The 10,211-nt window shown below is 59.8% G+C and carries 22 protein-coding genes and 1 pseudogene; 10 read left to right on the forward strand and 13 right to left on the reverse strand.

Annotation, left to right across the window (positions count from 1 at the left end; all coding sequences use genetic code 11):
• Positions 1–104: 104 nt before the first annotated feature.
• The 3 genes from KAY22_RS19495 to KAY22_RS19505 all read left to right on the forward strand — a co-directional run bounded on the left by KAY22_RS19495 (position 105) and on the right by KAY22_RS19505 (position 1,064).
• Positions 105–308, forward strand: a complete 204-nt coding sequence (locus KAY22_RS19495) for a hypothetical protein (RefSeq protein WP_296624939.1) — start codon at positions 105–107, stop codon at positions 306–308.
• A gap of 82 nt (positions 309–390) precedes the next feature.
• Positions 391–837: a hypothetical protein gene (locus tag KAY22_RS19500; RefSeq protein WP_296624940.1), complete on the forward strand. Its 447-nt coding sequence runs from the start codon at positions 391–393 to the stop codon at positions 835–837.
• On the forward strand, positions 834–1,064 hold the full coding sequence (locus tag KAY22_RS19505; protein WP_296624941.1) for a hypothetical protein: 231 nt from the start codon (positions 834–836) through the stop codon (positions 1,062–1,064). Before KAY22_RS19500 ends, KAY22_RS19505 begins: the two co-directional genes overlap by 4 nt.
• On the opposite strand, the gene KAY22_RS19510 is transcribed toward KAY22_RS19505, so the two are convergent.
• Complete coding sequence (locus KAY22_RS19510; protein WP_296624942.1) at positions 1,061–1,609, reverse strand: HNH endonuclease signature motif containing protein; 549 nt, start codon at positions 1,607–1,609, stop codon at positions 1,061–1,063. The two genes, KAY22_RS19505 and KAY22_RS19510, sit on opposite strands and share 4 nt — an antisense overlap.
• 97 nt (positions 1,610–1,706) lie before the next feature.
• On the opposite strand from KAY22_RS19510, the gene KAY22_RS19515 reads away from it, so the two are divergent.
• The 3 genes from KAY22_RS19515 to KAY22_RS19525 all read left to right on the forward strand — a co-directional run bounded on the left by KAY22_RS19515 (position 1,707) and on the right by KAY22_RS19525 (position 2,882).
• Positions 1,707–1,925 (forward strand): hypothetical protein, encoded by a 219-nt coding sequence (locus tag KAY22_RS19515; RefSeq protein ID WP_296624943.1) that lies wholly within the window; start codon positions 1,707–1,709, stop codon positions 1,923–1,925.
• 103 nt (positions 1,926–2,028) lie between these two features.
• Entirely contained in the window at positions 2,029–2,406 is a 378-nt protein-coding gene (locus tag KAY22_RS19520; protein ID WP_296624944.1) for a DUF1515 family protein, read from the forward strand.
• A gap of 122 nt (positions 2,407–2,528) precedes the next feature.
• Positions 2,529–2,882, forward strand: coding sequence for a hypothetical protein (locus KAY22_RS19525; RefSeq protein WP_296624945.1), 354 nt, complete (start codon positions 2,529–2,531; stop codon positions 2,880–2,882).
• 332 nt (positions 2,883–3,214) lie between these two features.
• Here the strand turns inward: KAY22_RS19525 and KAY22_RS19530 are convergent, their stop codons facing one another.
• Positions 3,215–3,418, reverse strand: a complete 204-nt coding sequence (locus tag KAY22_RS19530) for a hypothetical protein (protein ID WP_296624946.1) — start codon at positions 3,416–3,418, stop codon at positions 3,215–3,217.
• Positions 3,419–3,508: 90 nt separating this feature from the next.
• Between KAY22_RS19530 and KAY22_RS19535 the strand changes: the two genes are divergently transcribed.
• The 4 genes from KAY22_RS19535 (at position 3,509) to KAY22_RS19550 (ending at position 4,878) form a co-directional block, all read left to right on the forward strand.
• The gene (locus KAY22_RS19535) at positions 3,509–3,784 is read left to right on the forward strand and encodes a hypothetical protein (RefSeq protein ID WP_296624947.1); all 276 of its coding nucleotides are present in this window, start codon (positions 3,509–3,511) and stop codon (positions 3,782–3,784) included.
• Entirely contained in the window at positions 3,784–4,152 is a 369-nt protein-coding gene (locus KAY22_RS19540) for a hypothetical protein (RefSeq protein WP_296624948.1), read from the forward strand. Before KAY22_RS19535 ends, KAY22_RS19540 begins: the two co-directional genes overlap by 1 nt.
• A gap of 113 nt (positions 4,153–4,265) precedes the next feature.
• On the forward strand, positions 4,266–4,535 hold the full coding sequence (locus KAY22_RS19545) for a hypothetical protein (RefSeq protein ID WP_296624949.1): 270 nt from the start codon (positions 4,266–4,268) through the stop codon (positions 4,533–4,535).
• 79 nt (positions 4,536–4,614) lie between these two features.
• Positions 4,615–4,878: a DUF982 domain-containing protein gene (locus KAY22_RS19550; protein ID WP_296624950.1), complete on the forward strand. Its 264-nt coding sequence runs from the start codon at positions 4,615–4,617 to the stop codon at positions 4,876–4,878.
• Between the two features lie 35 nt (positions 4,879–4,913).
• Here the strand turns inward: KAY22_RS19550 and KAY22_RS19555 are convergent.
• From KAY22_RS19555 to KAY22_RS19605, 11 genes and pseudogenes are all read right to left on the reverse strand, one after another.
• Positions 4,914–5,234 (reverse strand): annotated as a pseudogene (locus KAY22_RS19555) (hypothetical protein); the annotation flags it as partial.
• Between the two features lie 798 nt (positions 5,235–6,032).
• On the reverse strand, positions 6,033–6,242 hold the full coding sequence (locus tag KAY22_RS19560; protein WP_296624951.1) for a hypothetical protein: 210 nt from the start codon (positions 6,240–6,242) through the stop codon (positions 6,033–6,035).
• A 164-nt stretch (positions 6,243–6,406) separates the two neighbouring features.
• A complete protein-coding gene (locus KAY22_RS19565) occupies positions 6,407–6,739 on the reverse strand; it encodes a hypothetical protein (RefSeq protein ID WP_296624952.1) in 333 nt (110 codons plus the stop codon).
• Positions 6,736–7,089: a hypothetical protein gene (locus KAY22_RS19570; RefSeq protein ID WP_296624953.1), complete on the reverse strand. Its 354-nt coding sequence runs from the start codon at positions 7,087–7,089 to the stop codon at positions 6,736–6,738. The genes KAY22_RS19565 and KAY22_RS19570 overlap by 4 nt, the downstream gene beginning before the upstream one ends.
• On the reverse strand, positions 7,086–7,283 hold the full coding sequence (locus tag KAY22_RS19575) for a hypothetical protein (RefSeq protein WP_296624954.1): 198 nt from the start codon (positions 7,281–7,283) through the stop codon (positions 7,086–7,088). Before KAY22_RS19575 ends, KAY22_RS19570 begins: the two co-directional genes overlap by 4 nt.
• Positions 7,280–7,477 carry a hypothetical protein gene (locus KAY22_RS19580; protein ID WP_296624955.1) on the reverse strand — a complete coding sequence of 66 codons (198 nt, stop codon included), beginning with the start codon at positions 7,475–7,477 and terminating at the stop codon, positions 7,280–7,282. The genes KAY22_RS19575 and KAY22_RS19580 overlap by 4 nt, the downstream gene beginning before the upstream one ends.
• A gap of 218 nt (positions 7,478–7,695) precedes the next feature.
• Positions 7,696–8,847, reverse strand: coding sequence for a hypothetical protein (locus KAY22_RS19585; RefSeq protein WP_296624956.1), 1,152 nt, complete (start codon positions 8,845–8,847; stop codon positions 7,696–7,698).
• Positions 8,844–9,245, reverse strand: a complete 402-nt coding sequence (locus KAY22_RS19590) for an HNH endonuclease signature motif containing protein (RefSeq protein ID WP_296624957.1) — start codon at positions 9,243–9,245, stop codon at positions 8,844–8,846. The genes KAY22_RS19585 and KAY22_RS19590 overlap by 4 nt, the downstream gene beginning before the upstream one ends.
• Positions 9,245–9,757 (reverse strand): hypothetical protein, encoded by a 513-nt coding sequence (locus KAY22_RS19595; protein WP_296624958.1) that lies wholly within the window; start codon positions 9,755–9,757, stop codon positions 9,245–9,247. The genes KAY22_RS19590 and KAY22_RS19595 overlap by 1 nt, the downstream gene beginning before the upstream one ends.
• Position 9,758: 1 nt before the next feature.
• Positions 9,759–9,971: a hypothetical protein gene (locus KAY22_RS19600; RefSeq protein ID WP_296624959.1), complete on the reverse strand. Its 213-nt coding sequence runs from the start codon at positions 9,969–9,971 to the stop codon at positions 9,759–9,761.
• Positions 9,968–10,211 (reverse strand): recombination protein NinB (locus KAY22_RS19605; protein ID WP_296624960.1); only part of this gene is annotated, 244 nt, incomplete at its 5' end. The genes KAY22_RS19600 and KAY22_RS19605, both read right to left, overlap by 4 nt.

Genomic DNA, 10,211 nt, shown 5'->3' on the forward strand with positions numbered 1-10,211 from the left:
CCTTACAGGTTGGCTTGGTTAGAGCGCGCCGCGATGTGTCCAGCATCCGGCGCGTTCGTTTTTTATAGCAGAATCAACTGATTAAATCAAATGTGGAGGCTGATATGCTTGGACCGATCTCCCGCATCATCCTGCGCCTGATCGTCGGGTTTCTCGTCGGCAAAGCCGTGTTCTCGGCGGAGGATGGCAACGCGCTTTCATCCGACCCGGAAATCGCGGCGCTGATCGAGATGGCCCTTGCCAGTGCGATCTGGGCCGGGACCGAAGGCTGGTACTGGCTCGCGAAGCGCCTTGGGTGGGCAACATGAGCGCGCTCGTCCTCCTACTTCTGCGCAGTCAGATCGTCGGCGCGGTACGGGCGATCAAGGTGGAAGTGGCGGAGGGTTAGCCATGCGATACTTCCTCGACACTGAGTTCGATGGCTTTGGCGGCCCCCTCATCAGCCTCGCGCTGGCGGCGGAAGACGGATCGAGCCTTTACCTCGCGACGGACTGCCCGACCCCCACTGAATGGGTGCGCGACAACGTGATGCCTATCATCACGGTTCCCGGCGCGGACCCATTGCCAGTCGAGGCGGACCAATTCGGCCCGCTTATAGCAGTCTTCCTGCGACGAGACCCCAATCCCATCATCGTGGCCGATTGGCCCGACGATATTCGCTATTTCTGCGCCGCGCTGATCACCGGGCCGGGGTTGATGGTCAACATCCCCGGATGCAAGTTCGAAATGGTCAGGGTGGATGCGTACCCGACGGACCTTCCCGGAGCAGTGCAGCACAATGCACTGTGGGACGCTCGCGCACTCATGCGACGCCTCATGCCCGGGGCTGCTCAATGACCACGCTCGTCCTCTCCCTCATCGAACACCTGTGGCCGTATCTGCTCGCGGCGGGCGGTGCCGGATTGATGCTCTGGCGGGCCTATGCCGCCGGGAAGAAGGCTGAGAAGGCGAAACAGGCCGAAGCGGAGATGCGCGCTCGCGATATCGCCGACCAGATCGACAGCGATGTTCATGCGCTCCCGACCGAACTTCGCCGAGACGAACTCTCTAAATGGTCCCGCTAGGAGCTAGGCTGCCGCCCGTGGTTCGCGTGATAGCCAAGGACCTTCGCAGCCGCCTCCCTCGCCGCGATTGCTTCCTCTAACGTCCGGTAGTCGCCAAGATGGACCCGGTTTTTTCCATCGCTTATGGCCGCACTCCACCTACCAGACCGGCGGGTGCGGCTAATCCCGGTCACACCAGAGGTGTTGTCCTTCCGCCGTGCGGCATTGCGGCAATTCAATAGGTGGTTGACTTCCCGTAGGTTATCCAACCGGTTGTTGTCGGGATTACCGTCTATATGGTCAACCTGCTCGGGCCACTCCCCATACGCCATGAGCCAGACAACACGGTGGACCTGATAGCCTGTCTTTCGGAGACGAAACCGCAAATGCCCCCATTTAGTTGGGCTTCCGACTTCTTTGCCTGCGCTTTTCGTATTGAAAGCGCGCCAGTGGCGGTCATCCCCAAAATCTGAGCGCGGTCGCGAATTCCAGTAAAGCTTTCCGGTTTTCGCGTCGTAGGAAAATAGACGACGGGCAATTTCAGCAGTAATGAGCGGATCAGCCATTTCGACCTCCTTACAGGTTGGCTTGGTTAGAGCGCGCCGCGATGTGTCCAGCATCCGGCGCGTTCGCATTTTATATCATGGAATCAAGGAGATTGCTATGCGCAGCCGATGCAAACCGGGCGCTGTAATCCTGATACTCATCGCGGCGCTCTGTATCATGGTCGGCTGCGCCTCTGTACCAAGCGGCACATTCTGCACCATCGCCAAGCCGCAGCGTCCGTCGCAAGCCGAGATCGAAGCTATGACCGATGCCCGCGTGGCCGAGGTGCTGGCGCATAACCGGAAACTTCAGCAATTGTGCGGCGTGCGGCCATGATCCGCGACTGGCTGCTCATCTTCGCCGTCTACGTCATCGCCATCGGCATCATCGCGGCGACGATGTTCTCTCTCATCTAGCAGTGCATTCGGGAAGGGCGGGCATGGACACGAAACTTGACGACATCTCCGAGGCAATCGGAGCGCTCCGGGCCGAGGTCAAGAACCTTGGCCAGAAGATAGACCGGGCCGACCAGAATGCGCTCGATACGAGCAACAAGGCCGCCGAACATCACTCTGCGATTCACAAGCGCGTCGAGGAAATCGCCGACGAGGTTGGCGAAGTCAAAGTCGACATGACCGTGCTGAAGGTGACGGTCGCCGATACCAAGGCTGTCACCGACGAGGTGAAGCTCTGGAAGGCGCAAGGGAAGGGCGCGCTGCTCGTCGTCGGCATAGCGTCGGCCGCCATATCGAGCGCCGTCGTTGGCTTCCTCGCCTATTGGTGGGACGTCATCATGCGCCTGCTGCGAAGCGGCTGACCCAATCCAGCCCATGCCGGGCGGATGCGCCACCTGTCGCGATACAGGGCTTACCCCACTACCCTGCTCGCCACCGTGTCCCCGTCCGGGCGCGGTGGCTTTTTCATAGGAAAGGAAAATCCATGAAACCCACTATTGGACGTATCGTGCTCTATCGAGTGTCCGGCCAAGACGCCATCGCTATTAACCAGCGCCGAAAGGATGCTCAGGAAAAGCTGGCTTGGCACCACGCCCTACGCTCGGGTGCCCAAGTGCATGTCGGCAATGCCGTCAAGGAAGGTGACGTCTACCCGCTGATCATCACGAAGGTCTGGGGCGATTCCGAGAAATCCGCTTTCAATGGCCAACTGCTTCTTGATGGCAACGATCTGTTCTGGGTCACGTCGACTTCTCTTGGTGACCGGCCGCGCGAATGCTTCTGGCCTCCGCGCGCGAATGCATCTGGAGAGCCCGCAAGCGTTTCCGCTGGCGCTTAAAGGCGCCGCGAATAAGGAATTCTGGCGCGTCACAGGCATGAAGGCGCGCCAGATGTTCGGACGCAGATAAGACTCGCCATGCGAGCAATTGGCCATCGGTCATGCCGACGGTCTCTTCCTCGATCCGCCTTGCTGCTTCCACTGTCAGAGCCTCTACTCCCGCTTCGAAGTTAACTTCCAGATCATCCAGTGTGATCACTGCCGCTTTCTCCTGTTCTATTCGCCTAATCGCTTTCAAGCTGACGAACCGGAAACTGCTAAGCATCACGAATTGTTACATTTGCCGCCGGCTGCCCGAGGGTGGTCGGCGGCTTTTTCTTATTGGGCCAGCGTCAATCTTTCGACGTTTCCGCTTCACGGCGCTCCAGTTCTCGCTCGACGGCATCGCGAATCAGGTCTGACCGCTTCTCCTTCGGCTTCAACACGCCATCGATCCTCGCAAGCGTCCCCTTCGGGAAGCGTGCTGGCATCTGCTCATGATTGATCTGCCGTCTGCCCACGGGCCGACTCGTATTTGATATCAGCAATTCGGTCAAACCTGCCTCCTTCGAAAAAAGATGATATCACCTATTGACGCGATACCTGATATCATCTAAATAGAAGATATCAACTACGGAGGCAAGGGCATGAGCATCATCTGCATCAACGGCTACGACCAGCCCGACAACTGCGAGCATTGCGGCAAGCGCCTGATCCACGGCGTCCGCACCAACAGTCATGGCGTCATCGGTGCCGATTGCTTCGTGAAGCTGATCAAGGCCGACAAGAAGCGTTTTAGCGGCAACGGCAAGCCGTCCCCGTCGATGGTTCGCGATTATGCCAAGATGGTTGAGCGCCGCTCTCCGCAGCGTCTTTCCGAAATGGGTTACAGCCCGCGCCACTTCCAGTTCGAGGTGGCGTGATGCGAGAGCAGGAGAAATATTGGTCTCGCAAGGGGCCGCCAACCCCTGAGGTCAAAGACCTGCCCAAACGAACATTCAAGGGCGATGAAGCCCAATGGTGTTCTCTGTCTCCCGGAATGCGCCGGGCGATTTGGCGCGATGCAATCATACGAGAGGCCGTCAGCCGTCAGATCTCAGACGACATCCTCTTCCGCCTGAAGGTCGCTACAATCGATGGCGGCTTAGGGTCTTTGGACGAATACCTGATGGTGTTCGAGCATAAAGATGTTTCACGGCCCGCTATTCGCGAGGATGAAGTGCGATTTGTGCGCGCTGATCTGCTGCACCGTCAAAGTCAAGCGCAGATTTTATCACGAGAGACACTGTAATCGCTCCGCCTAGCCTTGCCTCAGGCAACAGCCCGCTCCAGCAATGGGGCGGGCATTTTTGTTCTCAGGATCGTCTGCTAGGCTTCCAGTCGGAACCAGCGAGAGGTCGGGCAATGGCTTGGACCTTCCAGAGCCTCATCGACGACAGGATGACGGTCACCGCGTACTGTCACAACCCGGCATGCAACCATAACGCCACGCTCGACCTGAAGCGCATGCGGGACAGGTTCGGCCCGGACGCGCCTGCCATGCGTGATGATGTTCTGCCGATGCTCTACTGCTCCAAATGCGGCGGGAAGAAGCTTGGCCTGATCTATACGCCGCCTTCACCTGGAGATCGCGACGCCGCGCCGAACCGGTACGCAAAGGCGAAAGGCAAGTGACGATCCCGAAGGAGGCGGCTAGACTCCACTTCCACCATTGCCGCCCTAGACTCGACTCGTCTTGTATGGAGTGCGCGTCATGGCGGTAGGCGGCGGATGGTGGGATAAGCCAGTGCGTATCGAGCGGCCTGATACAGGGCGACCGTTCAACGTCAGCAACAACAACCGGGCCGCCGAACTGCTGCTCAACGAATGGCCGGCCGAACCGGGACCGAAGCATCTGGCGGCACGCAAGGCCGTGCTGAAGGCGATGGAGCAGGCGCTGGATGCCAGGCGACAGGCAGTGGCCCGGAAAGCCTTCCATGAAGCGGCGAAGGAAGCCGGCATTGCGATGGGCGATTAGTGGCTCGTCAACAGAGGCGAGCTCGCGGTAGTGTCTCAGTTTGAATTTTCGGTCTCGCGCTTTTTGTAGGGACCGCGCGGCCCAGGCTTAGGCGCAACAGCGTCCATCATGCTGCAAACATCGTCCATCGACCGGAGCGTCTTAGATAGGCCGGCCGCCATCGCTGGCGACATTTTCAGCGTCTTGTGAACGCGGATGAAGTTGTACCAAACAGTATAGAGCGCGACCATGTGGACGTGGTTCTCAAACTTCTTTGAAAAGGCATTGGTAAGACGCGTAAAGCGGCGGTTCGCCATGCGCATCGTGAGGTTGGCGCGCTCAATGTGCGAAGTGCTGACATGCGCCGGATCGGGTTTGTCAGCGCCATGCGTAAGTCATTGGAAAGATGACGGTTTAGCCAGTTCTGAGCCGCAAATCTCGGTAGTTCGGCGCCGCCTTCGTCGTCACGAGTTTCCTCCCGCGGTCCCCTCTCGTGACACCGAGCCCACGGAAGATGAATGTGGGCCTGCACCGGTTGAGCCCGTTCAAGGTCGGCCGCAGACGCTACGCCTACCCAACGTTGACGCAGGATGACTTGGCCGGCGTCGGCACGCTGTCTTGTGCGGATTGGGGCTCGACCGTTGAAGAACCGGTCGGAATCGATTATATTCGATTACGTATCCTGGTTGTCGGGCGCTAAGACCTAGGCTCTAGGCAGGCCACCCAATGGACGATAGCAAGTTCGGGATGGCCTAGATACTGCTACGCTCCAAAGCCCCGCTCGTCGGGGCTTTGTGCTATTTGGCCCAGCGCTTTGCGGCCTCCTGTGCTGATGGTCGTAAGCATGCCGCGCCGGCTCGATGCGGTCAAGGCCTTTGTTCTCATTCTGTTCTAACGCAAGGGAGGCGCGCCGGAGGGCAGGATGGGGAGTGGAATAGGGGGTATCGGTCCGGTATCGGTCCGTAGCAAGAAAATGCTTCGAGATGTTTCTGGCTAACTATTTGATTTTTCTGGTCGGAGTGGCAGGATTTGAACCTGCGACCCCCTCGTCCCGAAAACGGGGAACCCGACAGAAACCCATGAAATCCGGCAAAGCTGAATCGCCTTGATCCCGGTCTGTTCCGCCCTGTCGAGTCGTATCGGTCCGGTTTCGGTCCGCCGGACCGGTTCCGTTCTCAAAACGCGTCGGCAGCGGCTTGCTGGAAGTTGGGATCGTTATGAAGATACGTGCGCTCGTATTCTTCGACGGTGAGACCGAGAGAAGCGGCAGCCTCGCCCCTCCCACTTGTCAGAATGAGGATCGGGATGTGTGCACGACCCGTCGCAATCGCCAGGGCGGTAACAGTCGTGCGGACAGACCACTGTCTGGACGAGGTACCGCTCATGGTCCACAACCATCCATGCGGCAACGCCTCCATCAGCGCAGATTTCATCCGGGTCTAAGCCGCGACGAGCGCATTCCTCGCGGGCTTCGATCTCCCGCTCTTGCTCTGGCGTGATGTCGTGGTAGCCGGTATCAATTAGATGATCGCCATAGGTGATGCCCATTTCAGCGCCCCTCCATCTTATCGAGGAAGGAGCGGGCAGCTCGGGCTATGTGGCCGTCGTTGGAGTAATCCTGCACCCATTCCGCGAACTTCGACGCTTCCTTCTTGAGCGCTGCTATCTCTGCGTCTTTGGCGGCGAGGGCGGTGGTGTAGCGCCTATCCGCTTCGGCCATGACAAATTGGACAACCTCCATCGTCGCATCGTAGCCGGTGCTGTTGTACGCGGCGCGCGATATGCGCTCGATCTGATCGAAGTCGTAAGTCCATCCGCTTACCGATTGGTCGGCGGTGGCAGGCGCCCACAGGCTCGCCCGCGCTTCTGTCTGTGCGGTCATGGCTGGCGATCCTTGTTCAAGAGAGAGCGGGCGGTCTGCATCGCATCATCGAGCGCATAGACCGCACCGCAGTTCGTTTTCGGGAGCGTTGCGCCTAGTCTGGCAGGGTGCCGTTCGGCGTAGGGTCCATCCGGCTGGTTCTCACCATTCCAGCCGGCGACGAGTTCACGGACGCCGGACAACGCCTTCGCGTTGACAAGGCAGTCCAACCCCGCCTCAAGCTCGGCAATGCGTGCCGCTTGGGACTGGAGCGCGGCGGCGATTGCCCCAACGAGCAATCCATCTGGATCACTGCCGTAGTTTGCAACGAGGCTCCGCGCCTTCTCCAATGCTTCGGGGGAGATGGTCATGATGCCTCCGAAATAATCTCAGCGCCGACCAGAGTGCGGTAGCTGAAGTCGTTTCTGTCGTTGCTGCCGCCGCCACGAAGCAGGGCTTCGATCTCGGCATGTTCGATGTCGAATGTGCGGTATGTCGTTTGCGGCGATCCGCCGACATGAGCAGCCATTGCCGCGTCGTCTATTCTGACAACAAGCCGGATCATCCCCGCTCCTCCGCCAGCTTGGCGCGGCCTGCGGGGAGGACTTCCCACTGCCATGACTGTCGGTCGAACCGGATCAGACCGAGAGCCTTTAGGTGGGTTCTGGCGCGGTCTCTGGCCCGGTCGCTGCTGCCGTATTTGGGATTGTCAATAAGACGCTTGATTTCAGCCAAATCGCCCTCTGTCAGCTTACGCATCGCTACCTCCTGCGAGTGTGGAGCGGCGAGCGTCACGACCTTCGGGTTTGTCCGTCTTTCGAGCAACGCGACGGAGCATACCTACATCATGGCCGCTGTCGCCTTCGCATAGAGGACATGCGGTCGAGCGGGGTTTGTAAGAGGCTTCGTGGATGCAATCAAAACCGCATTCGGGGCATTCGTAGTAGGTGAAACCGGGTTGGTCGGCCTCTGTCAGCTTATTCGCCACGGCCGCCTCCATGAGAGACGGGGGCGGAGGGGAAAGCCGGGAGAGCGTCGGCGGGTAGCCAGACTACGGGGCAAACCTCGTCATCCGCTTCGTTGTCCCACCAGCACGGTTGGTCATCGTCGTCGTAGCCTTCATCCCAATGACAGAAGCCAATGCTCTTGAACCAATTTCGGTAGAGGATTTTCGTCCCATCCTTCGGAGCACTATCCATCGGCCTCCACCCCGTCCCGCTACTGGATGGTAGGGGCGAGGCGTCACGAAGCCCGCGTTCGTAGCCGAGTTCTTCGGCGGCTCGTAACTGCTCCTGATGCCTTGATGCCTGTGCGTAATACGCCTGAGCGGCCTCGCCGCTTTCATTTTGGAGTTTGAACCATGCGTCCGCCGCATCCGCTTCGGCTCGGCGCAACGCGGCCAGCATGCTGCGCTCCGCCCCGAGCTTTATCTGACAGGCCGGCTCGCGATCTTCCGTCGCCCCGAAATGCTGGCGAGCGCTGTGTTCGTCGTGGAAAACCTCGTTGCAATGGAAGCATCGCCACCCATCCGGCATAGCCACCGCCTGCGGCTTGGGCTGGCGGAGGGCTTCAATCCTGGCTTTGTGTGCTGCCTCAATTTTCGTGCGGATACGTTCGACACACAGCGGCAGATCGGCAGTGTAAATATCACCTATCTGCTTGCCGAAATATTCTGAGCCGCCAGCGATCAGCCCGGTAATCGCCTTTGTAGCATCCAGCGCGTACTGGCGGAGCGCGTTCAGTTCGCCCACCTCCGCAGCCGGCGCATCCTTGGCATCTACCTGTGCGGGTGAGGATGTGAGGGCGGCTTCGATCTTCGCCAAAACAGCATATGCATCACGGGGCCAGCCTTCGGCTTCTGGCGCTTGCCCAAGTCCGATAATGAAATCACGAGCGTCGTCCAACGCCTCCCGCACCCCATCCGCTACCGGCGCTTGCGCGGTGCGAGATAGGGCGGCGTCGGCCTCTTCGAGACGCTGCATGAGCACGCGCCAGTGCGTGTTGCCGATTGCTTCGCGAACGCCGGGCTCGAATGCCTTGAGGCCGCCGACTTCAGTGGCGAGCTTGCGTAGCGTCTCCGCCACCTGCCGGGAGCCGATCTGCGGGGCGCGGGGAAGGGAGGGGGTCATTGACGGGCCTCGTAGAGCGCGCGCGGCGCGAGCTGGGGCTTCGGGGATTTGGGCTTGCCGAAGGCCAGATCGTTCCGGCTCTGCACCGGCTTCTTGGCGCGCTCGCGAAGCCCGAAGTGCTTGCTGGTGTTGGCGTTGACCTTTGCCCGAACCTTCGCCTCAGCGCTGGTCTTGGCCGCGTGCTCGGCCTTGTGGATTGCGTGCAGGTTGCTTTCGCGGTTCTGGCCTCCGAGCCACAAAGGTACCTTGTGGTCGAACTGAGGCTTTTCCTTCGCGGTGAAGGGCCTGCCGGTCAGTGCGCAGAGATTTTCCTGCCGGGCCATGATGCGACGCTTGCAGGCCTCGGACGGAGGCGTGTCGTCATTGCGTCCTACCCATTCTTTGACGGAGCGGGCCATTATGCAGCCCTCTCATTCTGGACAACACAGCCTGCCGGCCAGAAACTGTCGATAGATCGCGGGTCACCCCAACCCCTGCAGCGTGACGTTTCGCCGGCATAGGCTGCGCACAGTGGGCAAAGAGCGCGGTCTGGCTCGCCCAGCGCTGTCATGTCGGCCGGCTTGACCTTGATGACTAGATTTTCGCTCTTGAAGGTATCGTGAGCATCAATCTCATTTCGGCAAGCAGACGGACCGTCATCGATGCGGACGATGAAACGCAGGCCGCATTCCTCGATCACTGTCCCGTGGTAGATCAGGCCGACGCTGTAGTCTTCTCCGAGTTCGCTGTACTCCCAATAAGTCCAGTTGACGCTGACGCGCTGACCGGCATGGAATAGCGGCTTCCGTAGATCGCACCGGAAATTGATGACCGTGACAGACAGGCCGGATATGCAATCCCGGACCTCCGCCCGACGAAGGCATGAGGCCTTTTCAATCGCGCAGTTCTTGCATGGCTTGTAGTACGCCATCCTAACCCTCCACCGTGCGGTTGCCGGCGGCGAGGGCGTTGCATATCGCCTGCTTGCGAGCCTTGACGATGCGAGCCGCGCCGCGCTTATGCGAGCGACGGTACTCCGCCTGCTGCCGGTCCAGTTCTGCCAGGACAGGGATTGCTCTATGGAGGCGCTTGCGATTGCGCCATGCGATCCATCCGTTGATAGCCTTGCGGATAAGGCGCTTCATGCCGCACCTTTGAGAGAATGGGGACCGGCGGCAGCCGGGGTTTCGGGGGAGGGGGAATGACTGCCGCCGGGTTCGCTCACCACGAGCGAAGGAGGTTCGGACCACTGCACGCGGTGGCGTGATCCGTATTCGTAGATGCATTCGATCAGATCGATCATCTGCCGAACCGTGAGCCGGGATGACCGGAAGCCGAGCGGGAACGGACCAGTGCCGTCGAGGCCTTCGCAGAATTGCACCTGA

This window comes from Rhizorhabdus sp. (genome assembly GCF_018006725.1).
Classification (GTDB): domain Bacteria; phylum Pseudomonadota; class Alphaproteobacteria; order Sphingomonadales; family Sphingomonadaceae; genus Rhizorhabdus.